Origin of the sequence: Pseudomonas sp. ICMP22404, assembly GCF_006227205.1 — a bacterium.
Taxonomy (GTDB): domain Bacteria; phylum Pseudomonadota; class Gammaproteobacteria; order Pseudomonadales; family Pseudomonadaceae; genus Aquipseudomonas.
Genome location: NZ_VCNG01000001.1, coordinates 338,766 through 356,486, shown reverse-complemented (window position 1 = coordinate 356,486; position 17,721 = coordinate 338,766). Strand labels below are relative to the sequence as shown.

The following is a 17,721-nucleotide window of genomic DNA, read 5'->3' as shown; positions in this document are numbered from 1 at the left end:
GGATAAATCCCCTCACCACAAAAGATCTCTGTTGCTGTCCGATCAGTGGATATTCAGCACAATCCCGACCCGGGTCAGCCATTCCGCTTCCTGGGCAAAGTCGGCCTGGGTCAGTTGGTTTTCTTCCAGCCAGCCGTCGGGAAATATCACGTCAAGTTGATCGCCGTCGGCGTGCAAGGCCACCTGGGGCATTTGCTGGGTACCGCGGATGTGGTGGAACAGGATCGCGAACCGTAGCAGCACGCACAGGCGAATCAGCTTGATGCCTTCGTCGCCGAATTCGGCAAACTTATCCTTGGGGATGTTGCGTCGGTGGCCGCGCACCAACAGCGCGAGCATCTGCTGGTCTTCCCGGGAGAAGCCCGCCAGGTCCGAATGCTCGATCAGGTAGGCGCCGTGCTTGTGGTAGTGATAGTGGGCGATGTCCAGGCCCACTTCATGGACCTTGGCGGCCCAGCCGAGCAATTCGCGCCAGACCCCGTCGTTGAGGTCCCAGTCGTCGGCCACCTGGTCGAAGGCATGCAGCGCCTTGCGCTCGACCCGCACGGCCTGTTCCTGATCGACGTGATAGCGCTCCATGAGCGAGCCCAGGGTGCGTTCGCGAACGTCTTCGTGGTGATGGCGTCCCAGCAGGTCGTACAGCACACCTTCGCGCAGGGCGCCTTCGCAGTGGTCCATGCGTTGCAGCTCGAGGGCGTCGAAAATGGCTTCGAGAATCGCCAGGCCCGCCGGGAAAATCGCCCGACGGTCAGGTTTGATGCCTTCGAAATCGATCTTGTCCGATTCGCCGAGTTTGAACACCTTGCGCTTGAGCCAAGCCAGGCCCTCGGCGTTGACCTCGCCACTGCCATAGCCGCCGGCCTTGAGGGCCAGGCCGATGGCGCGAATGGTGCCTGAGGAGCCGATGGCTTCATCCCAGGTCAGGCGGTGCAAGGCATGCTCGATGCTCATGATTTCCAGCCGCGCCGCGGTATAGGCCTGGGCGTAGCGGGCCGGCGTGATCTTGCCGTCGCGGAAATAGCGCTGGGTGTAGCTGACGCAGCCCATCTGCAGGCTTTCGCGCAACAGCGGCTCGAAGCGCTGGCCGATGATGAATTCGGTACTGCCGCCGCCGATGTCCGCCACCAGCCGCTTGCCGGGTGTATCGGCCAGGGTGTGGGAGACGCCGAGATAGATCAGGCGGGCCTCTTCCCGGCCGGAGATGACTTCCACCGGATGGCCGAGGATCTCTTCGGCGCGGCGGATGAACTCGCCACGGTTGCGCGCCTCGCGCAGGGCGTTGGTGCCGACAATCCGTACGGCGCCCAGAGGCATGCCGTTGATCAGTTGGGCGAATCGCTTGAGGCAATCGAGCCCGCGTTGGATGGACTCTTCGCTCAGTTTGCGCTCTTCATCGATGCCGGCGGCCAGCTGGACCTTTTCACCGAGTCGCTCAAGAATGCGGATTTCCCCGTTCTGGGCCTTGGCGACAACCATGTGGAAGCTGTTGGAGCCCAGGTCAATGGCAGCGATCAGGGACAGATTCTTGGCTTGGGATGGCGGCATGTCGGAAAGTCTCGGTCGATAACCCTGCCATCCTGCCACGATCAACCGCTTACGCCAACGCGCCTGAACCAAACCCTTGAGCCAGCGCGGGTCCTCGTGGCGAGGAAGCGCCCTTGGCAGCGTGGATCAGGCAGGCTCGACCATTCCGATAAAATTCGCCAGTTCGGCCGTCTTCGGAGCGGCGAACAACACCTTGGGATCCCCCACCTCATGCACCTTGCCCTGGTGCATGAACACCAGTTTGTCCCCCACCTCGCGGGCGAAACGCATTTCGTGGGTGACCATGATCAGCGTCATGCCTTCCTTGGCCAGTTGCCGCACCACGCCGAGCACTTCATTGACCAGCTCCGGGTCCAGGGCCGAGGTGATCTCGTCGCAGAGCAATACCTTGGGAGACATCGCCAGGGCCCGGGCAATCGCCACACGTTGCTGCTGACCGCCGGACAGACGGTCCGGGAAGGCGTCGAATTTTTCACCGAGCCCGACCCGCTCCAGCATCTGTCGCGCCAGTTCGATCGCTTTAGCCTTGGATACTTTTTGTACAACCTGAGGCGCGAGCATCACGTTTTCGCCAACGGTCAGGTGTGGGAAGAGGTTGAACTGCTGGAACACCATCCCGACTTTCTGCCGCAGGCTGCGCAGATCGGCGCGAGCGGCATCGAGGTACTCGCCGTCCACTTCGATCACGCCATCGTTGATCGACTCCAGGCCATTGAGCGTGCGCAGCAAGGTGGACTTGCCCGAGCCGCTGCGGCCGATGATCGCGACCACCTGGCCTTCTTCGACGGTGAGGTCGATGCCTTTGAGCACGTGATGATCGCCGTAGTATTTATGCAGGGCGGAAATTCTAAGCAGAGGCATGCAGTCTCCTTTCCAGGTAGCGCGCACTGAGGGACAGGGGGTAGCAGAGGAGGAAGTAGCCCAGGGCAACCAGGCCATAGACCATGAAGGGTTCGAACGTGGCGTTGGCAAGCATGCCGCCGGTCTTGGTCAGTTCGGTAAAGCCGATGATCGACGTGACGGCGGTGCCCTTGACCACTTGCACCGAGAAGCCCACGGTGGGTGCCACGGCGATGCGCAGGGCTTGGGGCAGGATTACGTAGCGCAACTGCTCCAGCCGGTTCAGCGCCAGGCTCGAGGATGCCTCCCATTGGCCATTGGGGATCGCTTCGACGCAACCGCGCCAGATCTCCGCCAGATAGGCGCTGGTAAACAGCGTCAGGGCGATGGCTGCGGCCATCCACGGCGAAATCTCCACCCCGGCCAGGGCCACCCCAAAGAACACCAGGAAAAGCTGCATCAACAGCGGCGTGCCCTGGAACAGCTCGATGTAGGTACGGGCGACATGGCGGGGCAGGGGGCCTTTGGCGATGCGCATCACCATGACCAGCAAGCCGATCACGCCGCCACCGATAAACGCCACCAGCGACAGTGCCAGGGTCCATTGCAGGCCCGTGAGCAGGTTGCGCACCACGTCCCAGAAAGTGAAGTCACTCATTGGTCGCTCCTGGCGCTGCTCTTGTACAGGCAGCGACGACCCACCCAGTTCAGTAACTGGCGGATCAACAGCGCCATGCACAGATAGATCAGCGTGGTCAGTGCATAGGTTTCAAAGGCGCGGAAGTTGCGCGACTGGATGAAGTTCGCGGCAAAGCTCAATTCTTCGGTGGCAATCTGCGAGCAGACCGCCGAGCCGAGCATCACGATGATGATCTGGCTGCTCAGGGCCGGCCAGACCTTGCCCAGCGCCGGCAGCAGCACCACGTGGCGAAAGGCCTCGAAGCGACTCATCGCCAGGGCTGCGGCGGCTTCCAGCTGCCCGTGGGGGACAGCCTGGATGCCGGCACGAATGATTTCGGTGGAGTAGGCGCCGAGGTTGATCACCATGGCCAGTACCGCCGCCTGCCATTCGGAAATCTGCACGCCCAGGGACGGCAGGCCGAAGAAGATGAAAAACAGCTGCACCAGGAACGGCGTATTGCGGATCAGCTCCACATACACCCCGAATATCGCCGCGAACGGGCGGATCTTCCAGGCCCGCACCACGGCACCGACGATGCCCAGGCCAACCCCGAGCACCGCGCCGATGGCCGTCAGTTCCAGGGTGAACAGCGCACCGCGCAACAGTAGCTCGGTGTTTTGCATCACCGGCAGAAAATCGAACTGATAAGCCATGCTCAGCCTCTCGAATGACGATCAGAGATCGGCCGGCAGCGGCTGCTTGAGCCAGGTCTGAGAGTTTTTCTCCAGGCTGCCATCGGTCTTGGCCGTGGCGAGGATCTGGTTGACCTTGTCCAGCAGCGCGGGCTCGTTCTTGTTCACGCCGACGTACACCGGCGAGTCCTTGAGTTTCACTTTCAGCGCCGGGACACGCTTGGGGTTGCGCTCACTGATGGCGACCATCACCACGTTGCCGCTGGCGATCAGGTCCACCTGGCCGGCGAGGTAGGCTGCGATGGTCGAATTATTGTCTTCGAAGCGCTTGATGGTGGTGCCTTCCGGGGCGACCTTGGTCAGTTCGATGTCTTCGATGGCGCCCCGGGTGACGCTGATGGTCTTGCCCTTGAGATCGTCCAGGCCATTGATGGCGGCCTCGGGCGGGCCGAATACGGCGAGATAGAACGGCGCGTAGGCGCTGGAAAAATCGATCACCTTCTCGCGTTCCGGGTTCTTGCCCAGGCTGGAGATCACCAGGTCGACCTTGCCGGTGGTCAGGAACGGAATGCGATTGGTGCTGTTGACCGGCGTAAGCTCAAGCTTGACCTTGAGCTGGTCGGCCAGCAGCTTCGCGGTATCGATGTCCAGGCCGCGGGGTTTCATATCCGGGCCTACCGAGCCGAACGGCGGGAAATCCTGGGGCACCGCGACTTTGAGGGTGCCGCGCTTGACCACGTCCTCCAGTCCGTCGGCGTGGGCGGGCAACTGGCAGAGCATCAGGCTGGCAAACAGGACGGTGAGCAGGGCGCTGCAACGCTGGATCATGGTGAATCTCCGCGGTCGGTGATGTGATTTCTGCGTTCGGACAGAGCACAGGCCATGCCAACGCGATTTCAAACCCGCCAAGGCCGCGGATTTGCTGGCGCGGCTCGGTCTGACTGGTCTGAACAGTTGGGCCGCGTTTCGCACCTTTATCGAGCGTCGGTATCGGCCGTCGAACCCTGCTGGGGCACGACTTGCCGGGCGCGGCGAATAGCTTTACAACTAGTCGCTCACTGGCCGGATATACCCGAAAAAACATGAATTCCATCTCCCGTGCAGTTCCCGAAGTGGCCTTGCAAGGCATCCGCAAACTGATCGCCGATGAAGGCTTCGGTCCGGGGGATGCGTTGCCGTCGCAACGGGATCTGGCACTGCAACTGGGCGTGAGTCGGGCGTCCTTGCGCGAGGCCCTGTCGTCGTTGAGTGCGCTGGGGATGATCAGCGTGCAGCCCGGCAAAGGGGTGTTCGTACAATCGTCGGTGGAGGTTTCTCACGGTGAGTCGACAGCGGGTTGGCCATTCGCGGCCCAGGTCTCGCCACTGGATATCTTCCAGTTGCGCTATGCCCTGGAGGGTTTCGCAGCCGGAATGGCGGCGGCGACGCTGAGCCCCGATGAGCTCGACGTGCTGGGTGACAACGTCGAGGCCATGCGCCGGGAGCTGAAATCAGGGGATTTCGACGCGGCGGCGCGGCTGGATTTCGAATTTCATCGGCGAATCCTGCAGGCCGGCGGCAACCAGGCGATGCTGAACATCCTCACCGCCAGCGCCGAGATCTTCCTGGAGAGCCAGAAGTTGCCGTTCATCAGGGCGGAACGGGCCATGGAAACCTGGCAGGAGCACCGAAAAATCCTGCGGGCACTGTCCCGGCGCTCCTCGGGCTCTGCCCAGAAAGCCATGCAGGAGCATGTCCGCAACGCTGCGCTACGCACCGGAATCTGCTTCGTCGCCCCGGCCGCCTGATGACCTGGCTCATGTCAAAATGCGTCTGGCGCCATAGCGAGACTCAATCAACAGTGACTTCCTGAACCCGGGAAGGGCAGCTATGATGGGCCACGTTTTTTTGCTGACAACCCCGGAGATTTCCATGAGCAGCGATCTGATCAAACACGTTACCGACGCTAGCTTCGACGACGAAGTACTCAAGTCCGAAGGCGCGGTACTGGTCGACTATTGGGCTGAGTGGTGCGGTCCCTGCAAGATGATCGCTCCGGTTCTGGACGAGATTGCCGAGACCTACAAGGGCAAGCTGACTGTCGCCAAGCTGAACATCGACGAAAACCAGGAAACCCCGGCCAAGCACGGCGTGCGTGGTATCCCGACGCTGATGCTGTTCAAGAACGGCAACGTCGAAGCCACCAAGGTCGGTGCGCTGTCGAAATCGCAACTGGCTGCTTTCCTCGACGCCAACATCTAAGCGCCGAATGCCATTGAAAAAGCCCCGCCAATCGCGGGGCTTTTTCGTTATTCGGGGCTAGACGCTCGCAAATCCAGGTGGTACATTCGGCCCCGCACTGGTTTCTCCATTGCCCCCTGCAAGCCGTCGCCGACGCACTCCTTTCGAATAAGTACGCGATCCTGTCGCCTTCTCCGCGGCGCGGCCTCATTAAGCCAAAAGCTTAATTTCCCCTCCATAAATGATTACGTCATTCCTATATGAATCTGACTGAACTCAAGCAAAAGCCGATTACCGAACTGCTCGAATTGGCCGAACAGATGGGCATAGAAAATATGGCCCGTTCGCGCAAGCAGGACGTGATTTTCTCCCTGCTCAAGAAGCACGCGAAGAGCGGCGAGGAAATCTCCGGTGATGGCGTGCTGGAGATTCTCCAGGACGGCTTCGGCTTCCTCCGTTCCGCGGACGCTTCCTACCTCGCCGGCCCGGACGATATCTACGTCTCGCCGAGCCAGATCCGTCGCTTCAACTTGCGCACCGGTGACACCATCGTTGGCAAGATCCGCCCTCCGAAGGAAGGCGAGCGTTACTTCGCGCTGCTCAAGGTCGACACGATCAACTTCGACCGTCCGGAAAACGCGAAGAACAAGATTCTTTTCGAAAACCTGACCCCGCTGTTCCCGACTGTGCGCATGAAGATGGAAGCTGGCAACGGCTCCACCGAAGACCTCACCGGTCGTGTCATCGACCTGTGCGCACCCATCGGCAAAGGTCAGCGTGGTCTGATCGTGGCGCCGCCGAAAGCGGGCAAGACGATCATGCTGCAGAACATCGCGGCCAACATCGCCCGTAACAACCCTGAAGTTCATCTGATCGTGCTGCTGATCGACGAGCGTCCGGAAGAAGTGACCGAGATGCAGCGTACCGTGCGCGGCGAAGTGGTTGCCTCGACGTTCGACGAGCCGCCGACCCGTCACGTGCAAGTCGCCGAAATGGTGATCGAGAAGGCCAAGCGCCTGGTCGAGCACAAGAAGGACGTGGTCATCCTGCTGGACTCCATCACCCGTCTGGCCCGTGCCTACAACACCGTGATCCCGAGCTCCGGCAAGGTGCTGACCGGTGGTGTCGATGCCCACGCTCTGGAAAAACCGAAGCGTTTCTTCGGCGCCGCGCGCAACATCGAAGAAGGCGGCTCGCTGACCATCATCGCCACCGCACTGGTTGAAACCGGTTCGAAGATGGACGAAGTGATCTACGAGGAATTCAAGGGCACCGGCAACATGGAGCTGCCCCTGGATCGTCGCATCGCCGAGAAGCGCGTGTTCCCGGCCATCAACATCAACCGCTCCGGCACTCGCCGCGAAGAGTTGCTGACCGCCGATGACGAGTTGCAGCGCATGTGGATCCTGCGCAAGCTGCTGCACCCGATGGACGAAGTGGCTGCCATCGAGTTCCTGGTCGACAAGTTGAAGACGACCAAGACCAACGATGAGTTCTTCCTGTCGATGAAGCGCAAGTAACACGAAGTCAGGTTGTAGAAAAAAGGGCGCCTCAGATGAGGCGCTCTTTTTTTTGCAAAGTTTTGTATCAAAATGGACAACTTCCGTGGGCCGGCTGGTGTCCGTGTTCATTATGGGTCTTCAAAGCGACAAGGAGCGTTATGCATACGTTTGGCAACCGCCGTGACATTGATGGCTTGAGGGCGCTGGCCGTTATTCCGGTTGTTTTGTTTCACTTCGGTTTCGGCACATTCAGCGGTGGTTTTGTCGGCGTCGACGTCTTTTTCGTTATTTCCGGGTTCCTGATCACCAGTATCCTGTTCCGCGAGATCAGTGCGCAGCGTTTCAGCTTCGCTGATTTCTGGGCGCGTCGGGCGCGACGTATCCTCCCGGCCTTGAGCATGGTGCTGCTGGCAACGTTGGCCGTGGGCTGGTTGCTACTGACGGCCAAGGACTTTTCAGAGCTTGGCAGGACGGTTCGTTATCAGTCGCTGTTTATCTCAAACATCCTGTTCATGCGTGAAGATGGCTATTTCGCGCCTGCCTCGGATTTGAAGCCGCTGCTTCACACTTGGTCCCTGGCTGTTGAAGAGCAGTACTACATCTTCTTTCCTCTGCTGATGGTGCTGTTGATGCGCCACGTTCGCCATTGGCGTTGGATGCTGTTTGCCCTGCTGCTGATTTCTTTCGGGCTGAATATCGCTTACATCGACCGCAAGCCTGACGTCGCTTTCTTCTCGCTGCCGACCCGTGCCTGGGAGCTTTTGTGCGGGGCGATGCTGGCGGTCTTGCCTGCGCCCAGGCACGCAGTTCGGCCGTGGGTCTGCCAGTTCGCCGCCGTGGCTGGATTGGTGGCGGTGCTGGCGGCGGTTTTCACTTTCGACGAAACAACGGTGTTTCCGGGCTGGTCCGCTTTATTCCCGGTGCTCGGTACCACGGCGTTGATCTGGTCAGGCGCCCGGTGTTCGACCTGGGTCGCTCAGGTGTTAAGTACCAGGGCTCTGGTCTGGGTTGGTTTGCTTTCCTATTCCTTTTACCTGTGGCATTGGCCGGTCTACGTCTATGCCAACGCCATCTCCATCGACGGAATCCAGCCCTGGGAGGCCGCGGGCTGGATTCTGCTGGCGCTGGTTTTTGCCTGGCTGAGCTGGCGTTTCGTTGAGCTTCCGTTCCGTGAAAAGCGCCTGCTGGCTGGACGTAAACCCGTGTTGGTGGGAGGGCTGCTGGCCATGGCTGTCCTGGCTGTAAGCGGGTCGGTGGTGCGGTCGGCGGACGGCTTTCCCCAACGCCTTACCGGGAAAGCCATGGAGTACGCGCAGGCGCGGGAATGGCGAGCGGGGCAGATGAAATGCATGCTGGTGACTTCAGACAAACGTCCGGACAAGGCATGCCTGCTGGGCGGGCAAAAGGATGCCCCGGTGACCCGGCTGTTCTGGGGCGACAGTCACGCTGCGGCGCTGTTGCCGGCAATTGAAAGTAGCGCCGCGCACGGTGGTGGCCCGGTCTGGCTTTACAGCATGAGCGCCTGCCCGCCAATTCTCAGCGATGACCCGAGGCCGCGTTGCAAGGATTTCAACGAGCGGACCATGGATCAGGTTCGTCGCCTGAAGATCAGGGACGTAGTACTGGCATCCAACTGGAGCCTTTATGTCTACGGTCGTGAGGACGGCGACAAGAAGGTGCTGCTCGATCCTCGTGACAATACCGCCGAAGCCGAGGCGCGCATGGCCGCAGGGCTCAAGGCACGGGTCGCAGCGATCAGGGCGACGGGTGCGCAGGTCTGGTTGTTCAAGGAGGTGCCATTGCAGCGTAAGGGTGCCATCGGTCGACTGACGAGTCTGGCGCGGATAGGGCGTTCAGCCGAGGGGCTGGGCCGCCCACTCTCGGAGCACATGGCGCGCCAGCGCTTCCTGAGCGCCTTGTTCGACTCGATGAAGGCTGCCGACGCTGGGGTACATGTCATCGACCCTACGCCGTTGATGTGCTCGGATCGTGTCTGCCCAATCGAGGCCAATGGTTACTCGCAATACCGGGATGAGGATCATTTGTCGGACGTCGGTAGTGCTCGCCTGGGACCGTTGTTTGCTCCACTGCTGCTGGGTACTGCCGATAATTGACCGCTCTGCGCACGTGCGGGCTGCTGTTCGGGCGCTGGAGAAGGTAGGATGTACGCCTATTTTCGGGGTGGCATCTCAATGAAATTCAAGGATCTTCGGGATTTCGTGCAGCAGCTTGAGCAGCGCGGCGAGTTGAAACGCATCCAGGTTCCCATCTCTCCGGTGCTGGAGATGACGGAAGTCTGCGACCGCACGCTGCGGGCCAAAGGCCCGGCGTTGATGTTCGAGAACCCAACAGGCTACGACATACCGGTACTGGGCAACCTGTTCGGCACGCCTGAGCGCGTGGCCATGGGCATGGGCGCCGAGTCGGTCGACGAGCTGCGCGAGATCGGCAAGCTGCTGGCGTTTCTCAAGGAGCCCGAGCCACCCAAGGGCCTGAAGGACGTCTGGTCCAAACTGCCGATTTTCCGCAAGATCATTTCCATGGCGCCGAAAGTCGTCAAGGATGCGATTTGCCAGGAAGTGGTGATCGAGGGTGATGACGTCGACCTGGCGATGCTGCCGGTGCAGACCTGCTGGCCGGGCGATGTGGGGCCGCTGATCACCTGGGGCCTGACCGTCACCAAAGGCCCGAACAAGGATCGCCAGAACCTCGGTATCTATCGCCAGCAGGTGATTGGTCGCAACAAGGTCATCATGCGCTGGCTGAGCCATCGTGGCGGTGCGCTGGACTATCGCGAGTGGTGCGAAAAACACCCCGGCCAGCCTTTCCCCGTATCGGTAGCACTGGGCGCGGACCCGGCGACCATTCTCGGGGCGGTCACGCCCGTACCGGACAGCCTCTCCGAATACGCCTTCGCCGGCCTGCTGCGAGGCAACCGTACCGAACTGGTGAAATGCCGCGGCAACGACCTGCAGGTCCCGGCCACCGCCGAGATCATCCTCGAAGGCGTGATCCACCCCGGCGAAATGGCCGATGAAGGTCCGTACGGCGATCACACCGGCTACTACAACGAAGTCGACAGCTTCCCGGTGTTCACCGTCGAGCGCATCACCCATCGGATCAAACCGATCTACCACAGCACCTACACCGGTCGTCCGCCCGATGAGCCGGCCATCCTCGGTGTGGCGCTGAACGAAGTATTCGTGCCGATCCTGCAAAAGCAGTTCCCGGAGATCACTGACTTCTACCTGCCGCCGGAAGGCTGCTCGTACCGCATGGCCGTGGTGACCATGAAGAAGTCGTATCCAGGGCATGCCAAGCGGGTGATGCTGGGTGTCTGGTCGTTTCTGCGACAGTTCATGTACACCAAGTTCGTTATCGTCACTGACGACGATATCAATGCACGGGACTGGAACGATGTGATCTGGGCCATCACCACGCGCATGGATCCCAAGCGCGACACGGTGATGATCGAGAACACGCCGATCGACTACCTCGACTTCGCTTCGCCGGTCTCCGGCCTGGGGTCGAAGATGGGACTCGATGCCACGCATAAATGGCCCGGTGAAACCACCCGTGAGTGGGGCCGGGTTATCGTCAAGGATGAAGCCGTTACCCAACGGATCGATGCCATTTGGAATCAGTTAGGAATAGATTGATGCGTGTGACCTTGCAGCCGTCCGGTGCGGTGCTGGAGATACGGCCCGCCGAGCGGATTCTCGATGGTGCGCGGCGCCTGGGCTATGAATGCCCGCAAAGCTGCCGCAACGGCAACTGCCATGTCTGTGGCGCGTTGCTGGTGGAAGGCCGCGTGCAGCAGGCTGGCGACGTGCGTGATCACGGAGAGATCTTCACCTGCATCGCCGAGCCCCTGGAGGACTGTGTGGTGTTGTGGGACGGGGTCTTGGCGCCGGGCGAGCTGCCGGTGCGTCGCCTGGCGTGTCAGGTCACTGGCTGCGTTGATGTGGGCGGCGATGTCTGGCGGGTCAGTCTGCGTGCACCGGCGGGCAAGCCGCCGCGCTATCACGCGGGGCAGTATCTGATGATCGAGCGGGAGAACGGCGATAAGTCGGCTTTTTCCCTGGCGTCGGCGCCTCATTCGGGACGCGATCTGCAATTGCATGTGCTGGTGCGCGAAAACAGTGCGAAGGCGCTGCTGGATCAACTGCATCGCAACCCCAACGTTCATGTCGAAATGCCTTTTGGCGACACTCACTTGTCCGAATTGCCGGACGGCCCCTTGGTGTTGATCGCCGCCGGCACCGGCATGGCGCAGATGCACAGCCTGATCGAGCACTGTCGGGCAGAGGGCTTCAAGCATCCGGTGCATCTCTATTGGGGCGTGCGGCGGCCGGACGATTTCTATGAAATCGAGCATTGGGACGAGTGGAAGAAGCTGCCGAACCTGTTCCTGCACAAGGTCGTCAGCGACCTGTGTGGCTGGGAAGGGCGCTGTGGCATGCTCCATGAAGCGGTATGCGAGGACATCAGCGACCTGTCGGGTGTGCATGTCTACGCCAGCGGCTCACCGGCCATGATCTATGCCACCCTCGACGCGCTGGTGGAAGCCGGGATGGATGCCCATCAGATGCGCGCCGACGTGTTTGCCTACGCACCACGCGCCTGAGCCTTGATCTTGAACGATTCTAGATGATGCTTTTTTGTGGCGAGGGGATTTATCCCCGCTGGGCTGCGTAGCAGCCCCCATCAATTTATCTGACCCACCGAGCGCTCAGGTTTTAGGGCTGCTACGCAGCCCAACGGGGATAAATCCCCTCGCCACAGGTATTTTCCAGTGCCATGGGTGTCAGTGGCATCCAACTTGCGTGGGTTCTGACAAGCGTCAGCCCCATGACGCGCGCGCCATCCATTTCTCATCCTTGCGAGGAGCCTTCCGCTACCGGCCATGACCGCTATCGAAACCGCCATTACCTGCGCCCTCTACCCGCCACGGCTCGACTTGGGCGCGCAACTGACCCGAGAACAATTGCTCGCTTCGATGCAATCGACCATGAGCCTTCACCAGGGTGGCCCGGTCTGGTTGTTCGCTTACGGTTCATTGATCTGGCGGCCTGAATGCACGGCAGTGGAGCGGATGCGCGGACGGATCCACGGTTATCATCGCGGCTTGTACCTGTGGTCCCACGAGCATCGCGGTACGCCGGAATTGCCGGGGCTGGTGTTCGGGCTGGATCGCGGCGGCTCATGCAGCGGTTTCGCCTACCGATTGCCGGAGGAGAATCTCGAGGACTCGTTGTTTGCCTTGTGGCAGCGGGAAATGCCGGTTCCGTCCTATCGCCCGCACTGGCTCAGTTGCCGCCTTGAGAACGGCGACCGTGTGCAGGCCCTGGGCTTTGTGCTGGAGCGACACCTGCCCAGCTATGCCGGCAACCTGCCGGACCATGTGCTGAGCCAGGTGTTCGAAAGTGCCTGCGGGCGTTTCGGCACGACTCGCGATTATGTCGAGCAGACCATCCACGCCCTGCGTAGCCACGCCATGCCGGATCGGAATCTGGAGGCGCGGCTCAAGCGTTGCAGATCAACCCTCGATCAGGCCACCGCCTCGCGGCTCTGACTGCTGACTTGCTTGTGCCCAAGGGTTGGCGCGAGGAACGCCATGGCCAGCAGGCACGCGGCAATCAGCAGGATGAAACCGCCGTTCCAGCCGAAATAGTCCACCGTGTAACCCATCAGGGCACTGGCCGCGACTGAGCCGCCCAGGTAACCGAACAGGCCGGTAAAACCGGCAGCCGTACCGGCCGCTTTCTTGGGTACCAATTCCAGCGCCTGCAGACCCACCAGCATCACCGGGCCATAGATCAGGAAGCCGATCGCGAACAACGAGATCATGTCGATCATCGGGTTGCCCGGCGGATTGAGCCAGTACACCAGGGTCGCTACGGTCACCAGCGCCATGAACACCATGCCCGTCAGGCCACGGTTGCCCCGGAAGATCTTGTCCGACATCCAGCCGCACAGCAGCGTGCCGGGAATCCCTGCCCATTCGTACAGGAAGTAAGCCCAGGACGTCTTGTCGAAGTCGAAGTGCTTGACCTCTTTAAGATAGGTCGGCGCCCAGTCCAGGATGCCGTAGCGCAGCAAATAGACGAAGACGTTGGCCAGTGCGATGAACCAGAGCATTTTGTTGCGCAGCACATATTTGACGAAGATGTCCTTGGCGCTGAATTCGTTCTCGTGGCTGGCGTCGTACCCTTCCGGGTAATCGTTCTTGTACTTCTCGATGGGCGGCAAGCCCGTTGACTGCGGGGTGTCGCGCATGACAATGAAGGCAAATGCAGCCACCAGCAGGGCCACGGCAGCCGGTACGTAGAACTTGCTATGCCAGTCGTTGAACCATCCCATGCCAAGGATCGCCAACGGGCCAATCAGGCCGCCACCGACGTTATGCGCGGTGTTCCATACCGAAACCACACCGCCACGTTCTTTCTGCGACCACCAGTGCACCATGGTTCGCCCGCTTGGTGGCCAACCCATGCCTTGCGCCCAGCCGTTGATGAACAACAGGATGAACATCATGGTCACGCTGGACGTCGCCCACGGTGCGAAACCGAACACGAACATCACCGCGGCGGACATCACCAGGCCAAACGGCAGGAAGTAGCGAGGGTTGGAACGGTCGGACACGATGCCCATCAGAAACTTGGAAAGACCGTAGGCGATCGCAATCGCCGACACCGCCACGCCAAGCTGGCCTTTTGTATAGCCTTGGGCGATCAGGTCAGGGAATGCCAGGGTGAAGTTCTTGCGCAGCAGGTAGTAACCCGCATACCCAATGAAAATCCCGGCAAAAATCTGCCAACGAAGGCGTCGGTAGGTGCTGTCTATTTTTTCTTCAGGCAGGGGGGCCTGGTGTGCGGCAGGGCGAAAGAAAGCAAACATTCAAGGACTCCGGATTCTTGTTATGACTGCGAATGCGAATGTTACAGTTTCATTACCGAAAATAGCATCGCTTGTTTTGCACTGCACAGTGGAAATATTGCCGGAGGGATGTTCATAAACGAACGCGTCGCCCAGGCACAAGCGGGCGACGTTGTGGGCCTTGGTGCTGCAAGCGCTTGGATATTACGGAGTCGCGGCCCGATGCCGTGGGCTTCGGGGCCGCATCGATGCAGTCAACGCACCTGCACAACCACCTTTCCCACAGCCTTGCGCTGGGCGAGGTCGTTGATCGCCTGGGCGGCGTTGTCCAGTGGATACAGTTGCGAGACCAGCGGCTTGAGCCTGCCCTCGGCGAACCAGCCGAACAATTGTTGGAAGTTGGTGGCGTTGTCCTGGGGCTGGCGCTGGGCAAAGGAGCCCCAGAATACACCCACCACGGCAGCGCCTTTTAGCAGGGCCAGGTTCACTGGCAATTCGGGAATACGTCCACTGGCGAAGCCGACCACCAGTAGCCGGCCATTCCAGGCGATGGAGCGGATGGCCTGGTCGAACAGATCGCCGCCCACCGGATCGTAGATGACATCGGCGCCCTGGCCGTCGGTGAGGCGTTTGATCTCGTCCTTGAGGCTGGTTTCGCTGTAATTGATCAATTCGTCGGCGCCGGCGGCCTTGGCTACGGCGAGTTTTTCCGCGTTGCTGGCGGCGGCGATCACCCGGGCCCCCATGGCCTTGCCGATCTCCACCGCCGCCAGGCCTACGCCGCCGGAGGCACCGAGCACCAGGAGGGTTTCACCGGGCTGCAGGTTGGCCCGCTGCTTGAGGGCATGCATCGAGGTGCCGTAGGTCATGCTGAAGGCTGCCGCGGTGTTGAAGTCCATGGACGCCGGGATCGGCAATACGTTGTAGCCCGGCACCGCGACCTGTTCGGCAAAGCTGCCCCAGCCGGTCAGCGCCATCACTCGGTCACCGACCTTGAGGTGACTGACCTTTTCACCCACATCCCTGACGACCCCCGCCGCTTCGCCGCCGGGAGAAAACGGGAAGGGCGGTTTGAATTGATATTTGCCCTCGATGATCAGCGTGTCAGGGAAGTTCACCCCGGCGGCGTGCACGTCCAGCAGCACTTCGTTCTTCTTCGCGACGGGGCTGGCGACCTCTTCCAGCACTAGCGATTCGGCAGGGCCGAATTCTTTGCACAGCACGGCTTTCATCAGGGCTATTCCTTTGGGAGTGATGGCCGATAAGTGTAGGTGTGAGAGACAACGGGTCAACGAGCATGCCCCGCCCTGATAGCCGGCCATAAGCTTGTGCTTGAACGGCGGGTCGGTATGCTGGGCCGCAAACCGGATGAGGAGTCGAATGTGAAAGCGTGGATCGTGTTGATGCTAGCCCTGTCGTTGCCTGCGGCAGTCATGGCCGAAGAAGCCAAGGAAGCAAAAGAAGGTGAGGCGCCGAAGGTCAGCTACATCACCCTGAGCCCGCCCTTTGTGGGCAACTACGGTCTGGATGGCACGGCGAAACTGAAGGTCTACAAGGCCGACGTGGCCCTGCGCGTCACCGGCGATGCCGCTGTAGCCGCGGTGAAGGCCAATGAACCACTGATTCGTAACCAATTGGTTGCGCTGTTCGCCCAGCAGACCAGCGAGACCATGAACAGCCTTGAAGCCAAGGAAAAGTTGCGCCAGGAAGCGTTGAAGCAGACCCAGCAAGTGATGAACGACGAGACCGGCAAGCCGATGGTGGATGATCTGTTGTTCAACAACCTGATCATTCAGTAAGTCGCCTGCTGTCCGAGCGTGCCTCATCGCGAGCAGGCTCGCTCCCACATTGAATCGATGAAGATCCCCTGTGGGAGCGAGCCTGCTAGCGATGGCGGACCGAGGGGCGCCGATAGTGCTAGGGCCTCAGCGCCATCACCGCTGCCCACTGTTCTGCCGTCACCGGCATCACCGACAGGCGTGAGCCCTTCTGTACCAGCGGCATTTCGGCCAGGGCGGTTTGCTGCTTGAGGTAGTCGAGTTTCAGCACGCGGGAAAAGGTTTCGATATGGGTGACGTCGATCGCGGTCCAGGGGTTTTTATCCGGACTGGCCTTCTGATCAAAGTAGTGGCTGTCGGGCTCGAGCGCCGTGGGGTCCGGGTAGGCCGTCCGGACGATCTGCCCGATTCCGGCAATGCCTGGCTCCGGGCAGCTGGAGTGGTAGAAAAAGAAGGAATCGCCTTGCGCCATGGCCCGCAGGAAATTGCGTGCCTGGTAGTTGCGAACCCCGTCCCAGCGGGCCTGGCCGAGCTTTTCCAGGTCCTGGATGGACAATTCGTCGGGCTCGGATTTCATCAGCCAATAGGCCATGACGTCTACTCCTGGGCGGTGTGCTAAAAATAGTTCAGCGATTTTATGACAAACCGACAGTCGGTTGACGCCAGAGTTTGCGTGGCGGTCGAGGTTGTCGCAAAATGCCGGCCTTCCAAGCTTGACGCTGCTGCACGGCCAAATAAGAAAACCGCTGCTGTCATCGTGTGTGATATGCCTTGAGGGGGGCAATCGATGAAACGCAAACCGGATTTGTTGTGGATTCTGGTCATTCTGTTCGGCCTGGGTGTCGTGACCACGGGTTATGCTCAAAGCCTGTGGGCGAACAAGACCGAGGCACCGATGGACATCACCCAACCTGCGCCACCGCTTAAACGCTGAGTCTGTTTCCCAGGCGCCGCTGAGTTGCGCGGCGCCTATCCTGCGATATACCAATGCCTGTCACTGACCGTTCCTTGCAGCGGTACATCCCAGCTCGCCTGCGCGAGTCTTTCGACTTTCTGGCATTCATGGGCCAGTCCCAGCAACGTTGGCTTGCGCCATGACTTGCGTCGCGCCAAGTACGCCAGGCTGCGGTCATAAAACCCGCCCCCCATGCCCAGTCGGCCGCCTACATCGTCGAACCCCACCAGTGGCAGCAATACCAGGTCCAGTGTCCAGACCTTGCGTTGCCGGGCGACATCGATCCGTGGTTCGAGAATACGAAAACGATTGGGGTGCAGTTGCTCACCGGGACGGATGCGCTGGAAAACCATCTTGGTCCGCGGCCATGGGCTGAGCACCGGCAGGTAAGTGGCCTTGCCCCGGCGCTGGGCGGCGCGCAGCAGCAGGCGCGGGTCAATCTCGCCATCGTTGGGCAGGTACAGGGCGACGTGCCTGGCGCGGCGAAACATTGGATGCTGGGCCAGTTGCCGGTAGAGCCCTTGGGCGGCTTGCCGTTGTTGGGCTGGCGTCAGGGCGCGACGGGCCTGGCGCAGCAGGCGTCGAAGTTGGGGGCGGGGCAGCAACGCGGGTTCGGACATGGTCGATGCTTCGAGTCTGGCTTGGATGACACAGCGTAACCGCCCAGAAATGCCTGCGCCAGACACGA

General features: G+C 60.7%; 18 protein-coding genes. 9 read left to right on the top strand and 9 right to left on the bottom strand.

Annotated features, from left to right (window positions below; all coding sequences use genetic code 11):
* Positions 1-42: 42 nt before the first annotated feature.
* The 5 genes from ppx to FGE05_RS01630 form a co-directional block, all read right to left on the bottom strand.
* Entirely contained in the window at positions 43-1,545 is a 1,503-nt protein-coding gene (gene ppx, locus FGE05_RS01650) for an exopolyphosphatase (RefSeq protein ID WP_139641038.1), read from the bottom strand.
* Positions 1,546-1,671: 126 nt separating this feature from the next.
* Positions 1,672-2,406 (bottom strand): amino acid ABC transporter ATP-binding protein, encoded by a 735-nt coding sequence (locus FGE05_RS01645; protein ID WP_139641036.1) that lies wholly within the window; start codon positions 2,404-2,406, stop codon positions 1,672-1,674.
* Entirely contained in the window at positions 2,393-3,043 is a 651-nt protein-coding gene (locus tag FGE05_RS01640; RefSeq protein WP_139641034.1) for an amino acid ABC transporter permease, read from the bottom strand. Before FGE05_RS01640 ends, FGE05_RS01645 begins: the two co-directional genes overlap by 14 nt.
* Positions 3,040-3,720, bottom strand: a complete 681-nt coding sequence (locus tag FGE05_RS01635; RefSeq protein WP_053190602.1) for an amino acid ABC transporter permease — start codon at positions 3,718-3,720, stop codon at positions 3,040-3,042. The genes FGE05_RS01640 and FGE05_RS01635 overlap by 4 nt, the downstream gene beginning before the upstream one ends.
* Positions 3,721-3,741: 21 nt before the next feature.
* Positions 3,742-4,527 (bottom strand): transporter substrate-binding domain-containing protein, encoded by a 786-nt coding sequence (locus FGE05_RS01630; protein ID WP_139641031.1) that lies wholly within the window; start codon positions 4,525-4,527, stop codon positions 3,742-3,744.
* Positions 4,528-4,781: 254 nt separating this feature from the next.
* Here FGE05_RS01630 and FGE05_RS01620 point away from each other — a divergent pair, with 254 nt between their 5' ends.
* The 7 genes from FGE05_RS01620 to FGE05_RS01590 all read left to right on the top strand — a co-directional run bounded on the left by FGE05_RS01620 (position 4,782) and on the right by FGE05_RS01590 (position 12,996).
* A complete protein-coding gene (locus tag FGE05_RS01620) occupies positions 4,782-5,486 on the top strand; it encodes a FadR/GntR family transcriptional regulator (protein ID WP_139641029.1) in 705 nt (234 codons plus the stop codon).
* A gap of 124 nt (positions 5,487-5,610) precedes the next feature.
* Positions 5,611-5,940 carry a thioredoxin TrxA gene (gene trxA / locus FGE05_RS01615; protein WP_024780513.1) on the top strand — a complete coding sequence of 110 codons (330 nt, stop codon included), beginning with the start codon at positions 5,611-5,613 and terminating at the stop codon, positions 5,938-5,940.
* Positions 5,941-6,179: 239 nt separating this feature from the next.
* Positions 6,180-7,439, top strand: coding sequence for a transcription termination factor Rho (gene rho, locus FGE05_RS01610; protein ID WP_003206716.1), 1,260 nt, complete (start codon positions 6,180-6,182; stop codon positions 7,437-7,439).
* Between the two features lie 140 nt (positions 7,440-7,579).
* Complete coding sequence (locus FGE05_RS01605) at positions 7,580-9,535, top strand: acyltransferase family protein (protein ID WP_139641027.1); 1,956 nt, start codon at positions 7,580-7,582, stop codon at positions 9,533-9,535.
* A 78-nt stretch (positions 9,536-9,613) separates the two neighbouring features.
* Entirely contained in the window at positions 9,614-11,080 is a 1,467-nt protein-coding gene (gene ubiD / locus FGE05_RS01600) for a 4-hydroxy-3-polyprenylbenzoate decarboxylase (protein ID WP_139641025.1), read from the top strand.
* Complete coding sequence (locus FGE05_RS01595) at positions 11,080-12,048, top strand: CDP-6-deoxy-delta-3,4-glucoseen reductase (RefSeq protein WP_139641023.1); 969 nt, start codon at positions 11,080-11,082, stop codon at positions 12,046-12,048. The genes ubiD and FGE05_RS01595 overlap by 1 nt, the downstream gene beginning before the upstream one ends.
* Before the next feature lie 279 nt (positions 12,049-12,327).
* Entirely contained in the window at positions 12,328-12,996 is a 669-nt protein-coding gene (locus tag FGE05_RS01590; RefSeq protein ID WP_139641020.1) for a gamma-glutamylcyclotransferase, read from the top strand.
* Here FGE05_RS01590 and glpT read toward each other — a convergent pair.
* Both glpT and FGE05_RS01580 read right to left on the bottom strand, forming a co-directional pair.
* On the bottom strand, positions 12,972-14,321 hold the full coding sequence (glpT, locus tag FGE05_RS01585) for a glycerol-3-phosphate transporter (RefSeq protein ID WP_139641018.1): 1,350 nt from the start codon (positions 14,319-14,321) through the stop codon (positions 12,972-12,974). The two genes, FGE05_RS01590 and glpT, sit on opposite strands and share 25 nt — an antisense overlap.
* A 233-nt stretch (positions 14,322-14,554) precedes the next feature.
* Positions 14,555-15,532 (bottom strand): NADPH:quinone oxidoreductase family protein, encoded by a 978-nt coding sequence (locus FGE05_RS01580; RefSeq protein WP_139641016.1) that lies wholly within the window; start codon positions 15,530-15,532, stop codon positions 14,555-14,557.
* A 150-nt stretch (positions 15,533-15,682) separates the two neighbouring features.
* Here FGE05_RS01580 and FGE05_RS01575 point away from each other — a divergent pair, with 150 nt between their 5' ends.
* Positions 15,683-16,099, top strand: a complete 417-nt coding sequence (locus FGE05_RS01575; protein ID WP_041024473.1) for a flagellar basal body-associated protein FliL — start codon at positions 15,683-15,685, stop codon at positions 16,097-16,099.
* A 118-nt stretch (positions 16,100-16,217) separates the two neighbouring features.
* On the opposite strand, the gene FGE05_RS01570 is transcribed toward FGE05_RS01575, so the two are convergent.
* Complete coding sequence (locus FGE05_RS01570) at positions 16,218-16,670, bottom strand: EVE domain-containing protein (RefSeq protein WP_139641014.1); 453 nt, start codon at positions 16,668-16,670, stop codon at positions 16,218-16,220.
* 195 nt (positions 16,671-16,865) lie between these two features.
* Here FGE05_RS01570 and FGE05_RS29750 point away from each other — a divergent pair, with 195 nt between their 5' ends.
* A complete protein-coding gene (locus tag FGE05_RS29750) occupies positions 16,866-17,012 on the top strand; it encodes a hypothetical protein (RefSeq protein WP_175362779.1) in 147 nt (48 codons plus the stop codon).
* 35 nt (positions 17,013-17,047) lie between these two features.
* On the opposite strand, the gene FGE05_RS01565 is transcribed toward FGE05_RS29750, so the two are convergent.
* Complete coding sequence (locus FGE05_RS01565) at positions 17,048-17,653, bottom strand: 5-formyltetrahydrofolate cyclo-ligase (protein WP_139641012.1); 606 nt, start codon at positions 17,651-17,653, stop codon at positions 17,048-17,050.
* Between the last annotated feature and the right edge of the window lie 68 nt (positions 17,654-17,721).

Excerpts from the sequence above, each read along its gene's own strand:
- ppx (WP_139641038.1), bottom strand. The coding sequence starts at position 1,545 with ATGCCGCCATCCCAAGCCAAGAATCTGTCCCTGATCGCTGCCATTGAC.
- FGE05_RS01645 (WP_139641036.1), bottom strand. The coding sequence starts at position 2,406 with ATGCCTCTGCTTAGAATTTCCGCCCTGCATAAATACTACGGCGATCAT.
- FGE05_RS01640 (WP_139641034.1), bottom strand. The coding sequence starts at position 3,043 with ATGAGTGACTTCACTTTCTGGGACGTGGTGCGCAACCTGCTCACGGGC.
- FGE05_RS01635 (WP_053190602.1), bottom strand. The coding sequence starts at position 3,720 with ATGGCTTATCAGTTCGATTTTCTGCCGGTGATGCAAAACACCGAGCTA.
- FGE05_RS01630 (WP_139641031.1), bottom strand. The coding sequence starts at position 4,527 with ATGATCCAGCGTTGCAGCGCCCTGCTCACCGTCCTGTTTGCCAGCCTG.
- FGE05_RS01620 (WP_139641029.1), top strand. The coding sequence starts at position 4,782 with ATGAATTCCATCTCCCGTGCAGTTCCCGAAGTGGCCTTGCAAGGCATC.
- trxA (WP_024780513.1), top strand. The coding sequence starts at position 5,611 with ATGAGCAGCGATCTGATCAAACACGTTACCGACGCTAGCTTCGACGAC.
- rho (WP_003206716.1), top strand. The coding sequence starts at position 6,180 with ATGAATCTGACTGAACTCAAGCAAAAGCCGATTACCGAACTGCTCGAA.
- FGE05_RS01605 (WP_139641027.1), top strand. The coding sequence starts at position 7,580 with ATGCATACGTTTGGCAACCGCCGTGACATTGATGGCTTGAGGGCGCTG.
- ubiD (WP_139641025.1), top strand. The coding sequence starts at position 9,614 with ATGAAATTCAAGGATCTTCGGGATTTCGTGCAGCAGCTTGAGCAGCGC.
- FGE05_RS01595 (WP_139641023.1), top strand. The coding sequence starts at position 11,080 with ATGCGTGTGACCTTGCAGCCGTCCGGTGCGGTGCTGGAGATACGGCCC.
- FGE05_RS01590 (WP_139641020.1), top strand. The coding sequence starts at position 12,328 with ATGACCGCTATCGAAACCGCCATTACCTGCGCCCTCTACCCGCCACGG.
- glpT (WP_139641018.1), bottom strand. The coding sequence starts at position 14,321 with ATGTTTGCTTTCTTTCGCCCTGCCGCACACCAGGCCCCCCTGCCTGAA.
- FGE05_RS01580 (WP_139641016.1), bottom strand. The coding sequence starts at position 15,532 with ATGAAAGCCGTGCTGTGCAAAGAATTCGGCCCTGCCGAATCGCTAGTG.
- FGE05_RS01570 (WP_139641014.1), bottom strand. The coding sequence starts at position 16,670 with ATGGCCTATTGGCTGATGAAATCCGAGCCCGACGAATTGTCCATCCAG.
- FGE05_RS29750 (WP_175362779.1), top strand. The coding sequence starts at position 16,866 with ATGAAACGCAAACCGGATTTGTTGTGGATTCTGGTCATTCTGTTCGGC.
- FGE05_RS01565 (WP_139641012.1), bottom strand. The coding sequence starts at position 17,653 with ATGTCCGAACCCGCGTTGCTGCCCCGCCCCCAACTTCGACGCCTGCTG.